This is a genomic window from Bacillus sp. FSL R5-0434 (assembly GCF_038004745.1).
Taxonomy (GTDB): domain Bacteria; phylum Bacillota; class Bacilli; order Bacillales; family Bacillaceae; genus Bacillus; species Bacillus halotolerans.
On the sequence record NZ_JBBORV010000001.1, the window covers coordinates 1,642,639 to 1,663,619 of the forward strand.

Annotated in this window: 22 protein-coding genes; 21 read left to right on the forward strand and 1 reads right to left on the reverse strand. The window is 44.9% G+C overall.

Annotated elements, in window-relative coordinates; genetic code table 11:
* Window positions 1-2 precede the first annotated feature (2 nt).
* From NYE43_RS08550 to ftsY, 12 genes are all read left to right on the forward strand, one after another.
* Window positions 3-1,646, forward strand: a complete 1,644-nt coding sequence (locus NYE43_RS08550) for a DAK2 domain-containing protein (RefSeq protein WP_101861204.1) — start codon at window positions 3-5, stop codon at window positions 1,644-1,646.
* A 139-nt stretch (window positions 1,647-1,785) separates the two neighbouring features.
* On the forward strand, window positions 1,786-2,448 hold the full coding sequence (gene sdaAB / locus NYE43_RS08555) for an L-serine ammonia-lyase, iron-sulfur-dependent subunit beta (protein ID WP_024121369.1): 663 nt from the start codon (window positions 1,786-1,788) through the stop codon (window positions 2,446-2,448).
* Window positions 2,449-2,471: 23 nt separating this feature from the next.
* A complete protein-coding gene (sdaAA, locus tag NYE43_RS08560; protein ID WP_024121370.1) occupies window positions 2,472-3,374 on the forward strand; it encodes an L-serine ammonia-lyase, iron-sulfur-dependent, subunit alpha in 903 nt (300 codons plus the stop codon).
* Window positions 3,352-5,400, forward strand: a complete 2,049-nt coding sequence (recG, locus tag NYE43_RS08565; RefSeq protein ID WP_326374116.1) for an ATP-dependent DNA helicase RecG — start codon at window positions 3,352-3,354, stop codon at window positions 5,398-5,400. Before sdaAA ends, recG begins: the two co-directional genes overlap by 23 nt.
* Window positions 5,401-5,507: 107 nt before the next feature.
* The gene (gene fapR / locus NYE43_RS08570) at window positions 5,508-6,074 is read left to right on the forward strand and encodes a transcription factor FapR (protein ID WP_095713823.1); all 567 of its coding nucleotides are present in this window, start codon (window positions 5,508-5,510) and stop codon (window positions 6,072-6,074) included.
* Between the two features lie 13 nt (window positions 6,075-6,087).
* Window positions 6,088-7,086, forward strand: coding sequence for a phosphate acyltransferase PlsX (plsX, locus tag NYE43_RS08575; protein ID WP_024121373.1), 999 nt, complete (start codon window positions 6,088-6,090; stop codon window positions 7,084-7,086).
* 18 nt (window positions 7,087-7,104) lie between these two features.
* A complete protein-coding gene (gene fabD / locus NYE43_RS08580; protein WP_095713824.1) occupies window positions 7,105-8,058 on the forward strand; it encodes an ACP S-malonyltransferase in 954 nt (317 codons plus the stop codon).
* The gene (gene fabG / locus NYE43_RS08585; RefSeq protein WP_101863348.1) at window positions 8,051-8,791 is read left to right on the forward strand and encodes a 3-oxoacyl-[acyl-carrier-protein] reductase; all 741 of its coding nucleotides are present in this window, start codon (window positions 8,051-8,053) and stop codon (window positions 8,789-8,791) included. The genes fabD and fabG overlap by 8 nt, the downstream gene beginning before the upstream one ends.
* 83 nt (window positions 8,792-8,874) lie before the next feature.
* Entirely contained in the window at window positions 8,875-9,108 is a 234-nt protein-coding gene (acpP, locus tag NYE43_RS08590; protein WP_003154310.1) for an acyl carrier protein, read from the forward strand.
* A 139-nt stretch (window positions 9,109-9,247) separates the two neighbouring features.
* Window positions 9,248-9,997 (forward strand): ribonuclease III, encoded by a 750-nt coding sequence (gene rncS / locus NYE43_RS08595; protein WP_010334220.1) that lies wholly within the window; start codon window positions 9,248-9,250, stop codon window positions 9,995-9,997.
* A 100-nt stretch (window positions 9,998-10,097) separates the two neighbouring features.
* On the forward strand, window positions 10,098-13,658 hold the full coding sequence (gene smc / locus NYE43_RS08600; protein ID WP_283912979.1) for a chromosome segregation protein SMC: 3,561 nt from the start codon (window positions 10,098-10,100) through the stop codon (window positions 13,656-13,658).
* A 19-nt stretch (window positions 13,659-13,677) separates the two neighbouring features.
* On the forward strand, window positions 13,678-14,667 hold the full coding sequence (gene ftsY / locus NYE43_RS08605; RefSeq protein WP_044155917.1) for a signal recognition particle-docking protein FtsY: 990 nt from the start codon (window positions 13,678-13,680) through the stop codon (window positions 14,665-14,667).
* 39 nt (window positions 14,668-14,706) lie between these two features.
* Here the strand turns inward: ftsY and NYE43_RS08610 are convergent, their stop codons facing one another.
* Complete coding sequence (locus tag NYE43_RS08610; protein ID WP_095713826.1) at window positions 14,707-15,192, reverse strand: Ig-like domain-containing protein; 486 nt, start codon at window positions 15,190-15,192, stop codon at window positions 14,707-14,709.
* Window positions 15,193-15,370: 178 nt separating this feature from the next.
* Here NYE43_RS08610 and NYE43_RS08615 point away from each other — a divergent pair, with 178 nt between their 5' ends.
* From NYE43_RS08615 to ylqF, 9 genes are all read left to right on the forward strand, one after another.
* Window positions 15,371-15,703, forward strand: coding sequence for a putative DNA-binding protein (locus tag NYE43_RS08615; protein WP_024121379.1), 333 nt, complete (start codon window positions 15,371-15,373; stop codon window positions 15,701-15,703).
* Window positions 15,704-15,716: 13 nt separating this feature from the next.
* Window positions 15,717-17,057: a signal recognition particle protein gene (gene ffh / locus NYE43_RS08620; RefSeq protein WP_024121380.1), complete on the forward strand. Its 1,341-nt coding sequence runs from the start codon at window positions 15,717-15,719 to the stop codon at window positions 17,055-17,057.
* 105 nt (window positions 17,058-17,162) lie between these two features.
* Window positions 17,163-17,435, forward strand: coding sequence for a 30S ribosomal protein S16 (gene rpsP, locus NYE43_RS08625; RefSeq protein ID WP_003220815.1), 273 nt, complete (start codon window positions 17,163-17,165; stop codon window positions 17,433-17,435).
* A complete protein-coding gene (locus tag NYE43_RS08630; protein ID WP_024121381.1) occupies window positions 17,435-17,680 on the forward strand; it encodes a KH domain-containing protein in 246 nt (81 codons plus the stop codon). The genes rpsP and NYE43_RS08630 overlap by 1 nt, the downstream gene beginning before the upstream one ends.
* A 121-nt stretch (window positions 17,681-17,801) precedes the next feature.
* Window positions 17,802-18,188 (forward strand): YlqD family protein, encoded by a 387-nt coding sequence (locus NYE43_RS08635; protein ID WP_024121382.1) that lies wholly within the window; start codon window positions 17,802-17,804, stop codon window positions 18,186-18,188.
* Between the two features lie 4 nt (window positions 18,189-18,192).
* Window positions 18,193-18,717: a ribosome maturation factor RimM gene (rimM, locus tag NYE43_RS08640; RefSeq protein WP_044155911.1), complete on the forward strand. Its 525-nt coding sequence runs from the start codon at window positions 18,193-18,195 to the stop codon at window positions 18,715-18,717.
* Complete coding sequence (gene trmD, locus NYE43_RS08645; RefSeq protein WP_101861208.1) at window positions 18,714-19,445, forward strand: tRNA (guanosine(37)-N1)-methyltransferase TrmD; 732 nt, start codon at window positions 18,714-18,716, stop codon at window positions 19,443-19,445. The genes rimM and trmD overlap by 4 nt, the downstream gene beginning before the upstream one ends.
* A 139-nt stretch (window positions 19,446-19,584) precedes the next feature.
* On the forward strand, window positions 19,585-19,932 hold the full coding sequence (gene rplS / locus NYE43_RS08650; protein WP_010334229.1) for a 50S ribosomal protein L19: 348 nt from the start codon (window positions 19,585-19,587) through the stop codon (window positions 19,930-19,932).
* Between the two features lie 144 nt (window positions 19,933-20,076).
* Window positions 20,077-20,925 carry a ribosome biogenesis GTPase YlqF gene (gene ylqF, locus NYE43_RS08655; protein WP_010334231.1) on the forward strand — a complete coding sequence of 283 codons (849 nt, stop codon included), beginning with the start codon at window positions 20,077-20,079 and terminating at the stop codon, window positions 20,923-20,925.
* Window positions 20,926-20,981: the final 56 nt, after the last annotated feature.

The following is a 20,981-nucleotide window of genomic DNA, read 5'->3' on the forward strand; positions in this document are numbered from 1 at the left end:
GATTGTCTATCAGAACATTAGACGGCAGAACCTTTGCCGAGATGATTCTTGCAGGTGCACAGAATCTGTCGCAAAACGCGAGTGCGGTTGACGCGCTCAACGTGTTTCCGGTGCCGGACGGTGATACGGGAACAAACATGAACCTGTCAATGACTTCCGGGGCAAGAGAAGTGGAGCATTTGGAGACAACTGATATCGGTAAAGTGGGCTCCGCGTTATCTAAAGGATTGCTCATGGGGGCAAGAGGGAATTCTGGAGTCATCCTGTCCCAATTGTTCCGAGGATTCAGTAAAAGCATTGAAACAAAAAAAGAAATTAATGCAAAAGAGTTTGCCGCCGCGCTGCAAGCGGGTGTCGATATGGCTTACAAAGCAGTCATGAAGCCTGTGGAGGGCACCATCTTAACAGTTGCAAAAGATGCTGCGAAACAAGCGGTGGCCCTGGCGGAAAAAGAAACCGATATCATTGCGCTGATGACATCGGTGACAAAGGAAGCTGAGGCATCCTTAAACCGGACACCGGAATTGCTACCTGTCCTGAAGGAAGTAGGAGTCGTTGACAGCGGAGGCAAAGGCCTGCTTTGTGTGTATGAAGGTTTCCTCGCTTCATTAAAAGGAGAGACCGTTCCTGAGAAAACCGTTCTTCCGTCACTTGATGACATGGTCAGCGCAGAGCATCATAAGAGCGCGCAGAGCATGATGAATACAGATGATATTGAATTCGGTTTCTGTACAGAAGTGATGGTAAGGCTCGATCAGAATAAAAGAGAATTTGATGAAGGCACATTCAGAAATGACCTCAGCCAATTTGGTGATTCTCTTTTGGTTATTGCAGACGAGTCTCTGGCGAAGGTTCATATTCATGCTGAAGAGCCGGGAAACGTGTTAAACTACGCTCAAAATTACGGTGAATTAATAAAAATCAAAATTGAAAACATGAGAGAGCAGCACACTTCCATCATCAGCCAGGACAGCGAGAAAGCGGCAAAGCAGCCGTACGGCATTGTGACTGTTGCGATGGGAGAAGGCATTTCTGATTTATTCAAAAGCATTGGCGCTTCCGTTGTGATTGAAGGCGGCCAGACGATGAATCCGAGCACTGAGGATATTGTCGATGCTGTAAGATCTGTAAATGCAGACACTGTGTTTATCTTACCGAATAACTCCAACATTATCATGGCTGCCAATCAAGCCGCAAGTGTGATAGGCGATAAGGTTTTTGTCATTCCTGCCAAAACGGTTCCGCAAGGGATGTCAGCGCTGCTGGCATTTAATCCGGATCAAGAGCCTGAAGCAAATGAAGCCAATATGCTAAGTGCCATTCAGCAAGTAAAAAGCGGACAGGTGACATACTCAGTCAGGGATACTCATATTGACGGACAAGACATAAAAAAAGGCGACTTTATGGGAATTCTGAATGGAACGATTATCGGCAGTGCAGAAGATCAGCTGGGTGCTGCAAAAATGCTCTTGTCAGAAATGATCGGAGAAGAGGACGAAATTGTCACCATTCTTTATGGAGAGGATGCGTCTCAAGAAGAAGCTGAAGAGCTTGAAGCGTTTCTCAACGACAAGTACGAAGAGATTGAGGTTGAAATCCACAACGGAAAACAGCCGCTGTATTCGTATATAGTTTCTGCAGAATAGAAGGGCAAATTGCCCTTCTATTCTTATGTCTGCTTTTAAGTGCGGCAGCGCTGTAACGCGCCCGCTTGCCATTTTATATCCGATCAATTAGTCTAGAAGCAAAGCCGCTTATAAGCTCTGATTCATAAGGAGGAATAGCATGAAATACAGAAGCGTTTTTGATATTATCGGCCCGGTTATGATCGGTCCGTCCAGTTCGCATACAGCAGGAGCGGCGAGAATCGGGAGAGTGGCCAGAAGTTTATTTGGCAGAGAGCCTGAGCGCATCGTTGTGTCCTTTTACGGCTCTTTTGCTGAAACATATAAGGGTCACGGCACAGATGTGGCAATCATCGGCGGTCTGCTTGATTTTGATACATTTGACGAACGGATTAAAACCGCTATACAAATTGCAGAAGATAAAGGAATTGATATAGAGTTTCGAGTCGAAGACGCTGTTCCGGTTCACCCAAACACAGCTCGAATCAGCATTTCTGATGAAAAGGGAGAACTTGAACTGACGGGAATTTCGATAGGCGGAGGAAAAATTGAAATCACAGAATTAAACGGCTTTGAGCTCCGTCTGTCTGGAAACCACCCTGCCATTCTAGTTGTCCATAATGACAAGTTTGGCACCATTGCAGGAGTTGCCAATGTCCTTGCGAAATTCTCAATCAACGTCGGCCATATGGAAGTCGCCCGCAAGGATATTGGGCAGCTTGCGCTGATGACAATAGAAGTGGATCAAAATATTGACGATGATGTTCTCGATGAGCTGTCGAAGCTGCCGAACATTATTCAAGTGACAAAGATTGCTGACTAGCGAAGGGTCAGGAGGAGCCAGTTATGTTTCGTAATGTAAAAGAATTAATTGAGATAACGAAAGAAAAGCAAATGTCCATCTCTGACATCATGATCGCTCAAGAGATGGAAGTAACAGAAAAAACAAAAGAAGAAATTTTTCAGCAGATGGATCACAATCTGACTGTTATGGAAGCGGCAGTTCAGAAAGGGCTTGAAGGGGTTACGAGTCAAACGGGCTTAACAGGCGGGGATGCCGTTAAATTACAGGCCTACATTCGATCTGGAAAAAGCCTGTCGGGAGCGCTGATTTTAGATGCGGTATCGAAAGCTGTGGCAACAAATGAAGTGAATGCCGCCATGGGAACAATCTGTGCGACACCGACAGCCGGATCTGCGGGTGTAGTGCCGGGTACGTTATTTGCCGTGAAAGAAAAACTGAACCCCACAAGAGAACAAATGATCCGCTTTTTATTTACGGCCGGAGCTTTCGGCTTTGTCGTAGCAAATAATGCAAGTATTTCCGGTGCGGCCGGCGGGTGTCAGGCAGAGGTAGGATCTGCCTCGGGCATGGCAGCTGCGGCAATTGTTGAAATGGCAGGCGGAACACCTGAGCAAAGTGCGGAGGCCATGGCCATTACATTAAAAAATATGCTCGGCCTTGTGTGTGATCCTGTTGCGGGCCTTGTTGAAGTGCCTTGTGTGAAGCGGAATGCAATGGGCGCATCAAACGCGATGATTGCTGCTGATATGGCATTAGCAGGCATTACAAGCCGAATCCCATGTGACGAGGTCATCGATGCGATGTATAAAATCGGCCAAACGATGCCCACTGCCCTTAGAGAAACAGGCCAGGGCGGTTTAGCGGCCACACCGACGGGAAGAGAATTAGAGAAAAAAATATTCGGAGGAGCGCTGGGTTCAAGTGAAACAACATCAGCAAACTAGTATAGCCAACATTAAGGGCATTGGGCCGGAAACAGAAAAAACATTAAATGAACTCGGTATTTATGACATTTCTGATCTTCTGAATTATTTCCCTTATCGCTATGATGACTACGAGCTGAGGGATTTAGAAGAAGTACAGCATGATGAAAGAGTCACAGTTGAAGGGAAGGTTCATTCAGAGCCTTCTCTTACCTATTACGGAAAAAAACGAAACAGGCTGACATTTCGCCTTCTGGTCGGCCATTATTTAATCACTGCCATTTGTTTTAACCGTCCTTATTTAAAGAAAAAGCTTTCGCTGGGCTCTGTTGTGACGATTTCCGGTAAATGGGACAAGCACCGTCAGACCATTTCTGTTCAGGAATTAAAAAATGGGCCGCATCAAGAGGATAAAAGCATTGAACCAGTTTATTCTGTGAAAGAAAATGTCACCGTCAAAATGATGAGACGTTTTATTCAGCACGGGCTGACACAATATGCGGACTCAATACCTGATCCTCTCCCGGAAAATCTTAAAATTCGCTATAAGCTGCCGGACTATCATCAAGCGTTAAAAGCGATGCACCAGCCAGAAACAAGAGAAGCATTAAAGCTGGCCAGACGCCGATTCGTTTACGAAGAATTTTTATTATTTCAGTTGAAAATGCAGGCCTTCCGAAAGGCGGAAAGAGAGCAGTCGCAAGGGATACGGCAGCGTTTTTCAAACGAAGAACTCATGACATTTGTCAAAAGCCTCCCGTTTCCTCTCACCAACGCCCAGTCCCGCGTGCTTCGCGAAATAACAGCAGACATGTCTTCCCCATACAGAATGAACCGTCTTCTTCAAGGAGACGTCGGATCAGGAAAAACGGCAGTCGCTGCCATCGCGCTTTATGCGGCCATTTTATCCGGATATCAGGGAGCGCTTATGGTTCCGACAGAAATTCTTGCTGAACAGCATGCTGATTCCCTTGTTTCACTGTTTGAAAAGTGGGATGTCAATGTCGCCCTTCTGACAAGCTCTGTAAAAGGGAAGCGCCGAAGGGAATTGCTTGAGCGGCTTGCTGCGGGAGAGATTGATATTCTTGTAGGAACCCATGCTTTAATCCAGGATGAGGTCGAGTTTAAAGCGCTAAGTCTTGTCATCACGGATGAGCAGCACCGATTTGGAGTTGAACAGCGGAAGAAGCTTCGGAACAAAGGGCAGGATCCCGATGTTCTCTTTATGACAGCCACTCCGATTCCGAGAACCCTGGCGATTACTGTTTTCGGTGAAATGGATGTCTCCGTCATTGATGAGATGCCGGCGGGGCGAAAACAAATCGAGACCTATTGGGTGAAACATGACATGCTGGACCGCATTCTGGCATTCGTCGAAAAAGAATTAAAGCAGGGCAGACAGGCGTATATTATCTGTCCGCTGATCGAAGAATCAGACAAGCTTGATGTGCAAAACGCTATAGATGTATACAATATGCTTTCTGAGGTTTTCCGTGGAAAATGGAACGTCGGTCTTATGCACGGAAAACTGCATTCCGATGAAAAAGATCAGGTGATGAGGGAATTCAGCGCGAATACGTGTCAAATTCTCGTATCAACCACTGTTGTTGAAGTCGGAGTGAATGTCCCGAATGCAACGATTATGGTCATTTACGACGCCGATCGCTTTGGTTTGTCCCAGCTTCACCAGCTGCGCGGTCGTGTCGGCCGCGGCGAGCACCAATCCTACTGCATTCTTATGGCTGATCCGAAATCAGAAACAGGAAAAGAACGGATGAGAATCATGTCGGAAACCAATGACGGCTTTGAACTGTCTGAAAAGGATTTGGAACTGAGAGGCCCGGGAGATTTCTTTGGAAAAAAACAAAGCGGAATGCCTGAGTTTAAGGTGGCGGACATGGTTCATGATTACAGAGCGCTTGAAACGGCAAGGCAGGACGCTGCAAATCTGGTGGCTTCGGAAGCGTTCTGGAACGATCCTGAATATGGGGCGCTAAGAGAGCATTTGCTGAAAAGCGGAGTCATGGACGGGGAAAAATTGAGCTGAGGTAAGAAGTTTTTGGTGTTTAGCCAGAAACAATCATTGCATTCCAATCTATGAAATTATATACTACTATTAGTACCTAGTCTTAATTTGCCGGATGGTGTTTAGATATGAGAAGAAATAAGAAAGAACGCCAGGAATTACTTCAGCAGACGATCAAAGCAACCCCATTTATTACAGATGAAGAATTAGCGGGAAAATTCGGAGTTAGCATTCAGACGATTCGTTTGGACCGCTTGGAGCTTTCCATACCGGAGCTAAGAGAAAGAATTAAGAACGTGGCAGAGAAAACGCTTGAAGATGAAGTGAAGTCCCTGTCACTAGACGAAGTCATCGGAGAAATTATTGACCTTGAGCTGGATGATCAGGCGATTTCTATTTTAGAAATAAAACAGGAGCATGTATTCAGCCGGAATCAAATTGCGAGAGGACACCATTTATTTGCTCAGGCGAATTCTTTGGCCGTTGCAATTATAGATGACGAATTGGCGCTGACTGCAAGTGCAGACATCCGCTTTACCAGGCAGGTAAAGCAGGGTGAGCGCGTCGTTGCGAAAGCGAAAGTGACGGCGGTTGAGAAAGATAAAGGAAGAACGGTTGTCGAAGTGAACAGCTATGTTGCAGAGGAAATTGTTTTTTCTGGACATTTTGACATGTACCGTTCAAAACATTCATAAAGGTGGAGCATGCATGAGAATAGCTGTAGATGCAATGGGAGGAGACCACGCTCCCAAAGCTGTTATTGACGGAGTTATGAAGGGTATAGAGTCATTTGATGATCTTCATATTACACTTGTCGGTGACAAGACAACAATAGAATCGTATTTAACAACATCATCAGACCGCATCACGGTGCTGCACGCAGATGAAGTGATTGAGCCTACGGACGAACCGGTCCGCGCCGTGCGGAGAAAAAAGAACTCCTCTATGGTCCTGATGGCGCAGGAAGTTGCAGAAGGCAGAGCTGACGCCTGCATTTCAGCAGGAAATACCGGCGCGCTAATGACAGCCGGCCTGTTTATTGTGGGAAGAATTAAAGGAATTGACCGCCCTGCGCTTGCACCGACACTGCCGACTGTATCAGGCGGCGGATTTCTGCTCCTTGATGTCGGCGCCAATGTAGATGCCAAGCCTGAGCATCTCGTTCAATACGCCATTATGGGTTCTGTTTATTCCCAGCAAGTCCGAGGCGTGACTTCACCGAGAGTCGGACTTTTGAATGTCGGAACAGAAGATAAAAAAGGAAACGAATTAACGAAGCAGACGTTCCAATTATTAAAAGAGGCAAACATCAACTTTATTGGAAACGTGGAAGCACGGGACCTTTTAGACGATGTAGCAGATGTCGTAGTAACGGACGGATTTACCGGGAATGTTACACTCAAAACGCTTGAAGGCTCTGCGATGTCCATTTTTAAAATGATGAAAGAAGCGCTCACGTCAAACTTTACGTCTAAGCTTGCGGCCGCTGTGCTGAAGCCGAAGATGAAGGAAATGAAAATGAAAATGGATTATTCCGAATACGGCGGAGCAAGTCTTTTCGGTTTGAAAGCGCCGGTAATCAAGGCACACGGCTCTTCTGATGCCCGTGCGGTTTACCATGCGATCCGCCAAGCCAGAGAGATGGTCAGCCAAAACATGGCTGCGCTCATTCAGGAAGAAGTAAAAGAAGAAAAAACAGATGAATAGTCTGGAGGTTTTTACATCATGAGTAAGATTGCATTTTTATTCCCTGGTCAGGGATCTCAATTTATCGGCATGGGGAAAGAGCTTTATGATCAGGTTCCAGCTGCAAAACGTCTGTTCGATGAAGCGGACGAAACATTGGAAACAAAGCTCAGCTCACTGATTTTTGAAGGTGATGCCAAAGAATTAACCCTTACATACAATGCGCAGCCTGCTTTGCTGACGACTAGCATGGCTGTGCTTGAAAAATTTAAAGAATCAGGCATTACACCTGATTTCACAGCCGGACACAGCCTTGGAGAATATTCTGCACTGGTGGCGGCTGGCGCAATGAGCTTTAAAGACGCTGTTTATACTGTCAGAAAACGCGGTGAGTTCATGAACGAAGCGGTGCCGGCCGGAGAAGGAGCGATGGCTGCCATTCTCGGCATGGATGCCGACGCATTGAAACAAGTAACCGATAAAGTCACTGAGGATGGCCACCTTGTGCAGCTTGCCAACCTCAACTGTCCCGGACAAATCGTTATTTCCGGAACGGCAAAAGGAGTAGAGCTTGCATCTGAACAGGCAAAAGAGAACGGCGCTAAACGTGCGATTCCGCTTGACGTAAGCGGTCCGTTCCATTCTGAACTGATGAAGCCTGCTGCTGATAAGCTGAAGGAAGTCTTGGACTCCTGTGAACTGAAAGACGCAGACGTGCCGGTGATCTCAAATGTTTCTGCAGATGTGATGACAGATAAGGCAGACATTAAAGAGAAACTCATTGAGCAGCTGTACTCCCCGGTTCGTTTTGAGGAAACTGTTAACAAGCTGATCGCAGAGGGTGTTACGACGTTTATTGAAATCGGTCCCGGCAAAGTGCTTTCAGGCCTTGTGAAAAAAGTAAACAGACGCTTAAAAACCATTGCCGTATCAGACCCGGAAACGATTGAACTGGCAATTCAAACGCTTAAGGAGGAGAATGAGAATGCTTAATGAAAAAACAGCTGTTGTCACTGGCGCATCCCGCGGAATCGGCCGTTCAATCGCCCTTGACTTGGCCAAAAACGGTGCAAACGTTGTCGTTAACTACTCAGGCAGCGAAGCGAAAGCAAATGAAGTCGTAGATGAAATCAAATCAATGGGCAGAAAAGCGATTGCTGTCAAAGCCGATGTATCAAATCTTGAAGATGTACAAAACATGATAAAAGAAGCGATTTCTGTTTTCTCTACGATTGACATTCTAGTGAACAACGCCGGAATTACAAAAGACAATCTCATCATGAGGATGAAAGAAGATGAGTGGGATGATGTCATTAACATTAACCTGAAGGGTGTTTTCAACTGCACGAAAGCTGTCACAAGACAAATGATGAAGCAGCGTTCAGGCCGGATTATTAATGTATCGTCTATCGTCGGCGTCAGCGGAAATCCTGGACAAGCCAACTACGTGGCTGCAAAAGCAGGTGTGATCGGCTTAACAAAGTCTTCAGCTAAAGAGCTCGCAAGCCGCAACATCACAGTTAATGCGATTGCGCCTGGATTTATCTCAACTGATATGACAGATAAGCTTGCTAAAGACGTTCAAGATGAAATGCTGAAACAAATTCCGCTCGCTCGCTTTGGCGATCCCGGCGATGTCAGCAGCGTCGTCACGTTTCTTGCTTCAGAGGGAGCGCGTTACATGACAGGCCAGACGCTTCATATTGACGGCGGAATGGTAATGTAAGTTTTTTCTCGAAAATTTCATCATAGTTACTCTAGTTTTTTAAAAACGAATCCACTATAATACTTGAGGGGAGGTGAATTGCTATGGCAGATACATTAGAGCGTGTAACGAAAATCATCGTAGATCGCCTTGGCGTTGATGAAGCAGACGTCAAACTTGAAGCTTCTTTCAAGGAAGACTTAGGTGCTGATTCCCTGGATGTAGTTGAGCTTGTTATGGAACTTGAAGACGAGTTTGATATGGAGATTTCTGACGAAGATGCTGAAAAGATTGCAACAGTCGGCGACGCTGTGAACTACATACAAAACCAGCAATAAGCTGATGCTAAAAGTCCCGCCGAAACGCGGGGCTTTAGCCCTTTATTCGTGCAGTTATTACAGCATGCCGCTTTTACGCGCGCTGTATCCGGTTTAGTCAGAGAAGCGCGGTGAACCTGATGTGCCTATGGAGGTTACTATGTCAAAACACTCACATTATAAAGATAAGAAAAAGTTCTATAAAAAAATAGAACAATTTAAAGAGTTTCAAGAACGGATCTCGGTTCACTTTCAAAATGAAAAGCTTTTGTATCAAGCATTTACACATTCATCTTATGTGAATGAGCATCGGAAAAAGCCGTATGAAGATAATGAAAGGCTTGAATTTTTAGGTGACGCTGTTTTGGAACTGACGATCTCCAGATTCTTATTTGCCAAGTATCCGGCTATGAGTGAAGGAGATTTGACGAAATTGAGAGCCGCGATTGTATGCGAACCGTCTCTCGTTTCATTGGCTCACGAACTGTCATTCGGCGATCTTGTCCTATTAGGGAAAGGCGAGGAAATGACGGGCGGCAGAAAACGCCCTGCACTTTTGGCGGATGTCTTCGAAGCATTTATCGGAGCCTTGTATCTTGACCAGGGATTAGAGCCGGTCGAAAGTTTCTTAAAAGTCTATGTGTTCCCTAAAATAAACGATGGTGCTTTTTCTCATGTGATGGATTTTAAAAGCCAGCTGCAGGAATACGTGCAGCGGGACGGCAAGGGCTCGCTGGAGTATAAAATATCCAACGAAAAAGGACCTGCCCATAACCGTGAATTCGAAGCCATCGTATCTCTAAAAGGTGAACCACTCGGAGTCGGAAACGGCCGTTCAAAGAAAGAAGCCGAACAGCACGCTGCTCAGGAAGCTCTAGCTAAATTGCAAAAACACCATACGAAACAATAAAATCCCCCTAAGTTATAAGGGGGATTTCAGTATGTTTGCCGTCTTATTTCATCCATGTTTATGATAAAATTGAAATACTTATTACATAAGGAGGATCGCTATGTTCCTCAAACGTTTAGACGTTATAGGATTTAAATCATTTGCAGAACGGATTTCCGTTGATTTTGTAAAAGGCGTCACTGCGGTTGTCGGCCCGAACGGAAGCGGAAAAAGCAATATCACAGACGCTATTCGCTGGGTTCTTGGAGAACAATCAGCACGTTCCCTTCGCGGCGGGAAAATGGAAGATATTATTTTTGCCGGCAGTGATTCGAGAAAACGGTTAAATCTTGCCGAAGTTACACTTACGCTTGATAATGACGATCATTTTTTGCCGATTGACTTCCATGAGGTCAGTGTCACAAGACGTGTGTACAGATCTGGCGAGAGTGAATTTTTAATTAACAATCAGCCGTGCCGCTTAAAAGATATTATTGATTTATTTATGGACTCAGGACTTGGAAAAGAAGCATTTTCGATTATCAGCCAAGGGAAAGTGGAAGAAATCCTGAGCAGCAAAGCGGAGGATCGCCGCAGTATCTTTGAAGAAGCAGCAGGGGTGCTCAAATACAAAACGAGAAAGAAAAAAGCAGAAAACAAGCTGTTTGAAACCCAGGATAATTTAAACCGGGTAGAAGATATATTACATGAGCTGGAAGGCCAGGTTGAACCTCTTAAAATACAGGCCTCAATCGCGAAAGACTACCTGGAGAAAAAGAAAGAGCTTGAGCACGTTGAAATTGCGCTGACCGCTTACGATATTGAAGAGCTGCACGCCAAATGGTCAAGCCTTCAGGAGAAAGTGCAAGCCGCTAAGGAAGAAGAGCTTGCTGAATCGTCTGCTATTTCAGCAAAAGAAGCGAAAATTGAAGATGCTCGAGACAAAATTCAAGCCCTCGATGAATCAGTGGACGAGCTCCAGCAAGTCTTACTTGTGACAAGTGAGGAGCTTGAAAAGCTGGAAGGGCGCAAAGAAGTACTGAAAGAACGCAAAAAAAACGCTGTGCAAAACCGAGAGCAGCTTGAAGAAGCCATCGTACAGTTTCAGCAAAAAGAAGGTGTGCTGAAAGAAGATCTTGCGAAGCAGGAAGCTGTTTTCGAAACGCTTCAGACAGAAGTGAAAGATTTAAAAGCACAGGTGAAGGAAAAGCAGCAGGCTCTCAGTCTTCATAATGAAAATGTCGAAGAGAAAATTGAACAGCTGAAAAGCGATTACTTTGAGCTGTTAAACAGCCAGGCTTCGATTCGCAATGAGCTCCAGCTGCTTGATGACCAGATGTCCCAATCAGCCGTTACCCAGCAGAGGCTGGCTGATAATAATGAAAAGCATCTGCAGGAACGGCGCGATATTTCCGCCCAAAAAGCTGCGTGTGAAACCGAGTTTGCCCGCATAGAGCAGGAGATTCACAGCCAAGTCGGCGCGTATCGTGAAATGCAGGTCAAATACGAGCAGAAAAAGCGTCAATATGAGAAAAATGAATCTGCTCTTTACCAAGCGTACCAATACGTCCAGCAGGCGAGATCGAAAAAAGACATGCTTGAGACGATGCAGGGAGATTTCTCCGGCTTTTATCAAGGTGTTAAAGAGGTGCTGAAAGCGAAAGAGCGGCTTGGCGGAATTCGCGGGGCAGTCCTTGAGCTGATTTCAACAGAACAAAAGTATGAAACGGCCATTGAAATCGCACTCGGAGCTTCAGCACAGCATGTCGTGACCGATGATGAACAGTCCGCACGGAAAGCGATTCAATATTTGAAACAGAATTCGTTCGGCCGGGCGACATTTCTGCCGCTTTCTGTCATCAAAGACCGTCAGCTTCAAAGCAGGGACGCGGCAACTGCGGAGCAGCACCCGTCATTTCTCGGGGTTGCCAGTGATCTTGTCACATTTGATCCCGCGTATCGCCGTATCATTCAAAACCTGCTTGGCACCGTTCTGATTACAGAGCATTTAAAAGGCGCAAATGAGCTTGCGAAGCTGCTTGGACACCGTTACCGCATTGTTACTCTCGAGGGCGATGTCGTGAATCCTGGAGGTTCAATGACGGGGGGCGCCGTTAAAAAGAAAAACAACTCCCTGCTAGGAAGAAGCCGGGAACTAGAGGATGTCACCCAGCGGCTCGCTGAGATGGAAGAAAAAACAGCGCAGCTTGAACAAGAGGTCAAAACCCTTAAGCAATCCATTCAGGAGATGGAGAAAAAGCTGGCTGAATTAAGAGAGGCCGGGGAAGGCTTAAGAGTAAAGCAGCAGGATGTGAAAGGCCAGCTGTATGAGCTTCAAGTCGCTGAGAAGAATATCAATACTCACTTAGAGCTCTATGATCAGGAAAAATCAGCTCTGTCAGAAAGCGATCAAGAGAAGAAAGCGCGCAAACGCGAGCTGGAAGAAAAGCTTTCTTCCGTATCCGAAAAGATGAAACAGCTTGAAGAGGATATTGATAGACTGACAAAACAAAAACAGACACAGTCCTCTACAAAAGAGTCTCTCTCCAATGAGCTGACTGAGCTGAAGATCGCAGCAGCGAAAAAAGAGCAAGCATGTAAGAGCGAAGAGGACAACCTCGCTAGATTAAAGAAAGAGCTCCAAGAAACAGAGCTTGCTTTAAAAGAGACGAAAGAGGACCTAAGCTTCTTAACGTCAGAAATGTCATCAAGCACAAGCGGCGAAGAAAAACTGGAAGAGGCCGCGAAACATAAATTGAATGACAAAACAAAAACAATTGAATTGATTGCGTTAAGGCGTGACCAGAGGATCAAACTTCAGCAGGGGCTTGATACGTATGAGCGCGAGCTGAAAGAAATGAAGCGCCTGTATAAACAAAAAACAACGCTCTTAAAAGACGAAGAAGTAAAACTAGGCCGAATGGAAGTCGAGCTTGATAATTTGCTGCAATACTTGCGGGAAGAATACAGCTTGTCCTTTGAGGGAGCTAAAGAGAAATACCAGCTTGAAACAGATCCTGAGGAAGCACGAAAGCGCGTGAAGCTGATTAAACTCGCAATAGAAGAGCTTGGAACGGTAAACCTCGGAAGCATAGATGAGTTTGAGAGGGTTAACGAACGCTATCAATTCTTGTCAGAGCAAAAAGAAGATTTAACAGAAGCAAAAAATACCCTGTTCCAAGTGATTGAGGAAATGGACGAAGAGATGACGAAACGCTTTAACGACACATTCGTCCAAATCCGCTCTCACTTTGATCAAGTCTTCCGCTCCTTATTCGGAGGAGGACGAGCGGAATTAAGGCTTACCGATCCGAATGATCTGCTGCATTCCGGGGTAGAAATTATCGCGCAGCCGCCGGGAAAAAAACTGCAAAACTTAAACCTTTTGTCTGGCGGAGAGCGTGCGCTTACTGCTATTGCGCTCTTATTCTCAATTTTAAAGGTGCGCCCTGTGCCGTTTTGTGTTCTAGACGAGGTAGAAGCCGCGCTTGACGAAGCAAATGTGTTCCGGTTTGCGCAGTATTTGAAAAAATACAGTGCCGATACCCAGTTTATTGTGATTACCCACAGAAAAGGCACTATGGAGGAAGCCGATGTGCTTTACGGCGTGACAATGCCGGAATCAGGTGTTTCTAAGGTCATCTCAGTGAAGCTGGAAGAGACAAAAGAATTCGTTCAGTAACGAGGAAAGAGGTTATAAGATGAGTTTTTTTAAAAAATTAAAAGAGAAAATCACAAAGCAGACAGATTCCGTATCTGAAAAGTTTAAGGACGGCCTTGAAAAGACGAGAAACTCCTTTCAAAACAAAGTGAATGATCTCGTGTCCCGTTACCGTAAAATTGATGAGGACTTCTTCGAAGAGCTTGAAGAGGTTCTGATCAGTGCTGATGTCGGTTTTACAACGGTTATGGAGCTGATAGACGAGCTCAAGAAAGAAGTGAAGCGCAGAAATATTCAAGATCCGCAGGAAGTGCAGTCTGTTATTTCTGAAAAGCTGGTGGAGATTTATAACAGCGGAGACGAACAAATTTCTGAGCTGAACATTCAGGAAGGGCGTTTAAATGTCATTCTCCTGGTCGGCGTAAATGGAGTCGGCAAAACGACAACGATCGGAAAGCTTGCTCATAAACTAAAGCAAGAAGGAAAGTCTGTTGTACTCGCTGCCGGAGACACTTTCAGAGCAGGAGCGATTGAACAGCTTGAAGTATGGGGAGAACGTACGGGTGTGCCTGTCATTAAGCAGGCGGCCGGCAGCGATCCTGCGGCTGTCATCTATGATGCTGTTCACGCTGCCAAAGCGAGAGAAGCAGATGTATTGATTTGTGATACGGCAGGGCGTCTTCAAAATAAGGTAAACCTGATGAAGGAGCTCGAAAAGGTGAAGCGCGTTATCGAAAGAGAAGTGCCCGAAGCGCCTCATGAGGTGCTGCTCGCCCTTGATGCCACGACTGGACAAAACGCAATGGCACAGGCGAAGGAGTTCTCTAAAGCAACAAACGTTACAGGAATTGCTTTAACAAAGCTTGACGGCACTGCAAAAGGCGGCATTGTCCTTGCGATTCGCAACGAGCTTCATATTCCGGTTAAATTAGTCGGCTTAGGAGAAAAAGTTGATGATCTTCAGGAGTTTGACGCTGAATCTTACGTATACGGGCTCTTTTCAGATTTAGTGGAAAAAGCGGAGGATTAAAAAGATAAACAGCCCCCAAAAGCATTGGGGGCTGTTTTGTTATCGTCTCACTTGATAGGCGAAATGATAAAGGCTGTTATCAGTGGATAGCAATCTCGCATCACCTGAATAAACCCTGAATGGAATAATGTCATAGTAATGAACGGAAACAGATGTGTAATACGTGTAGTATCCAGCAGCAGGTCCTAAATACATTGGAACGTTAAACTTTCCGTTTTCATCAGTTGTTCCCGCAGCTGTCTGTGTTGTATTCCCGACTTTTGTATCTGCTTCGAAGCTGACTGGTGTGTTTGGCACTGGCGCTCCATTTTCGTCGAGCAATGTACCGCTTATCGTAATATTGTACTTGACTCGCCAAAATTGGCCCTGTCCGTAATTGATTTTGCCGTACACGCCTCCGTCCGTGCTAATATTTGAGATGGAGGCCCTATAAGTGGCTCCGGCCGCAGCTGCTTGCTGGGCTGGAAAAATAAATGGTAACACGGCAGCCAAGCATAACATAACCAACAAACCGATTTTTTTCATGAGAATCCTCCTTTAAAATAGGGTTCATATACAATATCGGAATAAATTAGAAGATGTTTAGTTAATATTGGAAAAAAGTGATCATTGCTTTGACAAGATAAAAACTTGACACTCACATTAAAACCATGTAAACTAAGTTATCGTAAAGGGATTTGACTTAACAAAGGGGAGAGCTCATATGTCGCTCGAAAAGACAACGAGAATGAATTATCTGTTTGATTTTTATCAGTCGTTGTTGACGTCTAAACAGAAGAGCTATATGTCGCTTTATTATTTGGACGATTTCTCCCTTGGCGAAATAGCCGAAGAGTATGAGGTTTCAAGACAAGCTGTTTATGATAACATCAAACGAACAGAAGCGATGCTTGAACAATATGAAGAAAAGCTGCTCCTTTTGAAAAAGTTTCAGGAGCGTAAAGAGATGTTTAATAAGCTGAAGGAGCTTGCTTCCGGTACTAAAGAAGAGGAAGAAATTACAGCTCTGATTGAAGCGCTTGAGAAATTAGATTAGGAGGCGGCAAACTATGGCATTTGAAGGATTAGCCGACCGACTGCAGCAGACGATTTCTAAAATCCGCGGAAAAGGGAAAGTCAGCGAACAAGATGTAAAAGAAATGATGCGTGAAGTTCGTCTTGCGCTGCTTGAGGCTGACGTTAACTTTAAAGTAGTAAAGGATTTTGTGAAAAAAGTAAGTGAACGGGCTGTAGGCCAAGACGTCATGAAAAGCCTGACGCCCGGCCAGCAGGTCATTAAAGTCGTTAAAGAGGAACTGACAGAGCTGATGGGCGGCGAAGAAAGCAAAATTGCCGTCGCGAAGCGGCCGCCGACTGTTATTATGATGGTTGGTCTCCAGGGTGCCGGTAAAACGACAACGAGCGGTAAGCTTGCAAATCTGCTGCGCAAAAAGCATAATCGCAAACCGATGCTGGTTGCTGCCGATATTTACCGTCCTGCTGCAATCAAGCAGCTGGAAACGCTAGGCAAGCAGCTCGACATGCCTGTTTTTTCCCTTGGTGATCAGGTCAGCCCTGTAGAAATAGCCAAGCAGGCTATCGAAAAAGCCAAGGAAGAACACTATGATTATGTCATTTTGGATACAGCAGGCCGTTTGCATATCGACCATGAGCTTATGGATGAACTGACCCAAGTGAAAGAAATCGCGAATCCGGAAGAAATCTTTCTGGTTGTCGATTCAATGACCGGGCAGGATGCCGTGAATGTAGCCAAAAGCTTTAACGAACAGCTCGGTTTAACCGGTGTTGTGTTAACGAAGCTTGATGGAGACACGCGCGGGGGTGCTGCACTTTCCATTCGTGCGGTGACAAACACGCCGATTAAATTCGCCGGTTTAGGCGAAAAACTTGATGCATTAGAAGCATTCCATCCTGAACGCATGGCATCAAGGATTCTCGGCATGGGTGACGTGTTAACATTGATTGAAAAAGCTCAGGCAACCGTCGATGAAGACAAGGCCAAAGAGCTGGAACAAAAAATGAGAACAATGAGCTTCACATTGGATGATTTTCTGGAGCAGCTCGGACAGGTCAGAAACATGGGGCCTCTGGATGAGCTTCTGCAAATGATGCCGGGTGCAGGTAAGATGAAAGGCTTGAAAAATATTCAAGTTGATGAAAAGCAGCTGAATCATGTGGAAGCGATCATTAAATCGATGACTGTTCTTGAAAAAGAACAGCCGGATATCATTAATGCCAGCCGGCGCAAGCGGATTGCGAAAGGAAGCGGGACGTCCGTACAGGAAGTCAACCGTCTGCTTAAGCAGTTTGACGAAATGAAAAAAATGATGAAGCAGATGACAAACATGTCAAAAGGAAAGAAAAAAGGATTTAAGTTACCTTTTATGTAATCGGTTATACATGATAAAACCGTTGTTAAGAAAAAACACTTTACAAACACTTTTATCATTGTTAATATACTATCTTGTTGAAATATTTTCGGAGGTGCTAGTAAAATGGCAGTAAAAATTCGTTTAAAACGTATGGGAGCAAAAAAATCTCCTTTCTATCGTATTGTTGTAGCAGATTCTCGTTCACCGCGTGACGGCCGTTTCATCGAAACAGTCGGCACTTACAACCCGGTTGCAAAACCAGCGGAAGTAAAAATCGATGAAGAGCTTGCTCTTAAATGGCTTCAAACTGGAGCGAAACCATCTGATACAGTTCGCAACTTGTTCTCTAGCCAAGGAATCATGGAAAAATTCCACAACGCTAAACAAGGCAAGTAATGACTGATCAACACTTGGAAGATTTGATTGTCACGATTGTGACGCCGCTTGTTGATCATCCAGATGACATTCGGGTCATAAGAGAAGAAACCGATCAAAAGATTGCGCTGCGCTTATCTGTTCATAAGTCAGATACCGGTAAAGTTATCGGGAAGCAAGGCCGGACTGCAAAAGCGATTCGAACAGCTGTATTTGCAGCTGGCGCACAGTCTTCTAAGAAAGTTCAATTTGAAATATTTGACTAAAAGGGAGAGGGCCGGCACCTCCCCTTTTTTTACACGCAAAAAACGGGTAAACTGATAGAAGATAAGACAAGATAGAAAAGTCTGGTCTTGAAAAAGTTTTAAAAGCAGGGAGCTTGGTGCGATGCAAATTATTCACCGTGTAGCCGTTATGCAAGTCTTAACCGAGCGCAGCAAAGAAAAGCTTTTATCTACTTTCACAGAAAAGAAGCAAATGCTTGAACGAGAATGCAGCCAGCTCTATTTTCAGCTTAGAAAACATGAAAAAGAACAGCAGAACCCAGATGTAATTGAACAATTTAAAAAGGCAATAGAAAAACGAAAAGATAATATGAAAATGATCGATTTTCAAATTACCCAAGTACATACATTACCGCTTGGCAGTGAAATGAAAGAAAAGGAAATCGATGCGCTGCTGACTATTGAAGTCGGAGATGACTGGCATGAGAAAACAGCAGCAAACACCATCGTCATAAAAGACGGAACAGTAATTGAAATTCGCCAGAGGTGATCATATGACAAAGCGATGGTTTAATGTCGGTAAAATTGTAAATACCCACGGAATTAAAGGCGAGGTGCGGGTCATTTCAAAAACGGATTTTGCCGAAGAACGGTACAAGCCGGGCAACACGCTGTATTTGTTTATGGACGGACGCCAAGAACCGATAGAAGTAACGGTAAACACGTACAGGCTGCATAAGCAATTTCATCTGCTGCAGTTTAAAGAAAGACAAAGCCTGAATGAAGTAGAGGAACTGAAAAACGCCATCATCAAAGTTCCTGAAGAGGATTTGGGTGAGCTGAATGAAGGAGAATTTTATTTCCACGAAATTATCGGCTGTGAAGTTTTTACCGAAGAAGGCGAACTGATCGGAAAGGTGAAAGAAATTTTAACACCGGGAGCCAATGATGTATGGGTAATCGGGCGTAAAGGTAAAAAAGACGCGCTGATCCCTTACATTGAATCAGTCGTTAAACAGATTGATGTCAGCGAAAAGAAAATTGAGATTCAACTCATGGAAGGATTAATAGACGAATGAAAATCGATTTTTTGACGCTGTTTCCTGAAATGTTTGAAGGGGTGCTCGGTTCATCCATTCTTCAAAAAGCCCAAGAAAAAGAAGCAGTGCAGTTCCAGATCGTCAATTTCCGGGAGTATTCTGATAACAAGCATAATACAGTGGATGATTATCCTTACGGTGGCGGAGCAGGTATGGTTCTGAAGCCTCAGCCTGTTTTTGACGCGGTTGAGGATCTGGCCTCAAAAGCCGACAGTCCGCCGCGCGTTATCCTCGTCTGCCCGCAAGGTGAGCGTTTCACACAAAAAAAAGCCGAGGAATTGGCAAAGGAAGAGCATTTGCTGTTTATCTGCGGCCATTATGAAGGCTATGATGAGCGAATCCGCGAGCATTTGGTGACAGATGAAATATCAATTGGCGACTTCGTTCTGACAGGCGGTGAGCTGCCTGCGATGATGATTGCTGACAGTGTCGTCAGGCTGCTTCCGGGTGTGCTTGGCAAAGAGGCTTCCCATATAGAGGATTCGTTCAGTACGGGGCTCTTGGAGCATCCGCATTATACAAGACCGGCAGATTATAAAGGTTTAAAAGTGCCTGAAACACTTCTATCAGGAAACCATGCTAAAATCAAAGAATGGCGGAATAAAGAATCGATCAGAAGAACCTATTTAAGACGCCCGGATCTTCTGAAAGACTATCCGCTTACAGAGCAAGCAAGAAAATGGATTTCTGAATGGGAAAAAGAATAGATTTTATTGCATAGGCTATGAAATTGTGATAAGATACTACTTGTGGCTTGAACGGGCTTATCCGTTGAAAGCTTGAAAACGATGTTCCGCTGTGCCGGGTTTTGAGGCCAAGAGCATCTGTTGGAAGGAGTTGAAAACGATGCAAAAACTAATTGAAGATATCACAAAAGAACAGCTTCGTACTGATCTTCCTACATTCCGTCCTGGTGACACTTTACGTGTACACGTAAAAGTTGTTGAGGGTAACCGTGAGCGTATCCAGATCTTTGAAGGTGTTGTGATTAAGCGTCGTGGTGGTGGAATCAGCGAAACGTTCACAGTTCGTAAGATTTCTTACGGTGTTGGCGTTGAACGTACTTTCCCTGTACACACACCAAAAATCGCGAAAATCGAAGTTGTACGTTACGGTAAAGTACGCCGTGCTAAGCTTTACTACCTGCGTGAACTTCGCGGAAAAGCGGCTCGTATTAAAGAAATCAGACGATAATGATAACGAACGAAAAGAGCTTGTTACCAGTAACAAGCTCTTTTTTTATACAGAATTTGAAAATGCCGGTCAGGCATCGTAAAATACATAAAGAACAACTAAGAATCTTGCACACTCAGAAGATAAAGGCGGTGTTCGTGTCACATGACAATCCAATGGTTCCCTGGCCATATGGCAAAGGCAAGACGGGAAGTAACCGAAAAATTAAAATTAATCGATATTGTATATGAATTGGTAGATGCCAGAATCCCGATGTCATCAAGAAACCCAATGATTGAAGACATCTTGAAAAATAAGCCGAGAATTATGCTGTTAAATAAAGCTGACAAAGCAGATGCGGCAGTCACACAGCAGTGGAAAGAGCACTTTGAGAACCAAGGAATCCGCTCTCTGTCTATTAATTCTGTAAATGGCCAAGGATTAAATCAAATCGTTCCGGCTTCAAAAGATATCCTGCAGGAGAAATTTGACCGGATGAGAGCAAAAGGTGTAAAGCCAAGAGCGATCCGGGCGCTGATCATCGGCATTCCGAACGTCGGAAAATCAACGCTTATCAACCGGCTGGCAAAGAAAAACATTGCGAAAACCGGAGACAGACCGGGTATCACAACATCTCAGCAATGGGTCAAAGTCGGAAAAGAATTAGAGCTTTTAGACACTCCGGGGATTTTATGGCCTAAATTTGAGGACGAGCTTGTCGGATTGAGGCTGGCAGTCACAGGGGCTATTAAAGACTCGATTATCAATCTTCAGGATGTTGCCGTGTTTGGCCTCCGTTTTCTCGAAGAACATTATCCTGAACGGCTTAAAGAACGCTACGGGCTCGATGAGATACCCGAAGACATCGCGGAGCTGTTTGATGCAATAGGTGAAAAACGCGGCTGCCTCATGAGCGGTGGGCTTATTAACTACGATAAAACGACTGAAGTGATCATTCGTGATATCCGCACAGAAAAGTTCGGGAGGCTGTCATTCGAACAGCCGACGATGTAAAGACGCGCAGAAATGCGGGTCTTTATTTTTTCCTGACAGGACCGATACATACAGTA

Excerpts from the sequence above, each read along its gene's own strand:
- sdaAB (WP_024121369.1), top strand. The coding sequence starts at position 1,786 with ATGAAATACAGAAGCGTTTTTGATATTATCGGCCCGGTTATGATCGGT.
- sdaAA (WP_024121370.1), top strand. The coding sequence starts at position 2,472 with ATGTTTCGTAATGTAAAAGAATTAATTGAGATAACGAAAGAAAAGCAA.
- fapR (WP_095713823.1), top strand. The coding sequence starts at position 5,508 with ATGAGAAGAAATAAGAAAGAACGCCAGGAATTACTTCAGCAGACGATC.
- plsX (WP_024121373.1), top strand. The coding sequence starts at position 6,088 with ATGAGAATAGCTGTAGATGCAATGGGAGGAGACCACGCTCCCAAAGCT.
- fabD (WP_095713824.1), top strand. The coding sequence starts at position 7,105 with ATGAGTAAGATTGCATTTTTATTCCCTGGTCAGGGATCTCAATTTATC.
- fabG (WP_101863348.1), top strand. The coding sequence starts at position 8,051 with ATGCTTAATGAAAAAACAGCTGTTGTCACTGGCGCATCCCGCGGAATC.
- acpP (WP_003154310.1), top strand. The coding sequence starts at position 8,875 with ATGGCAGATACATTAGAGCGTGTAACGAAAATCATCGTAGATCGCCTT.
- rncS (WP_010334220.1), top strand. The coding sequence starts at position 9,248 with ATGTCAAAACACTCACATTATAAAGATAAGAAAAAGTTCTATAAAAAA.
- smc (WP_283912979.1), top strand. The coding sequence starts at position 10,098 with ATGTTCCTCAAACGTTTAGACGTTATAGGATTTAAATCATTTGCAGAA.
- ftsY (WP_044155917.1), top strand. The coding sequence starts at position 13,678 with ATGAGTTTTTTTAAAAAATTAAAAGAGAAAATCACAAAGCAGACAGAT.
- NYE43_RS08610 (WP_095713826.1), bottom strand. The coding sequence starts at position 15,192 with ATGAAAAAAATCGGTTTGTTGGTTATGTTATGCTTGGCTGCCGTGTTA.
- NYE43_RS08615 (WP_024121379.1), top strand. The coding sequence starts at position 15,371 with ATGTCGCTCGAAAAGACAACGAGAATGAATTATCTGTTTGATTTTTAT.
- ffh (WP_024121380.1), top strand. The coding sequence starts at position 15,717 with ATGGCATTTGAAGGATTAGCCGACCGACTGCAGCAGACGATTTCTAAA.
- rpsP (WP_003220815.1), top strand. The coding sequence starts at position 17,163 with ATGGCAGTAAAAATTCGTTTAAAACGTATGGGAGCAAAAAAATCTCCT.
- NYE43_RS08630 (WP_024121381.1), top strand. The coding sequence starts at position 17,435 with ATGACTGATCAACACTTGGAAGATTTGATTGTCACGATTGTGACGCCG.
- NYE43_RS08635 (WP_024121382.1), top strand. The coding sequence starts at position 17,802 with ATGCAAATTATTCACCGTGTAGCCGTTATGCAAGTCTTAACCGAGCGC.
- rimM (WP_044155911.1), top strand. The coding sequence starts at position 18,193 with ATGACAAAGCGATGGTTTAATGTCGGTAAAATTGTAAATACCCACGGA.
- trmD (WP_101861208.1), top strand. The coding sequence starts at position 18,714 with ATGAAAATCGATTTTTTGACGCTGTTTCCTGAAATGTTTGAAGGGGTG.
- rplS (WP_010334229.1), top strand. The coding sequence starts at position 19,585 with ATGCAAAAACTAATTGAAGATATCACAAAAGAACAGCTTCGTACTGAT.
- ylqF (WP_010334231.1), top strand. The coding sequence starts at position 20,077 with ATGACAATCCAATGGTTCCCTGGCCATATGGCAAAGGCAAGACGGGAA.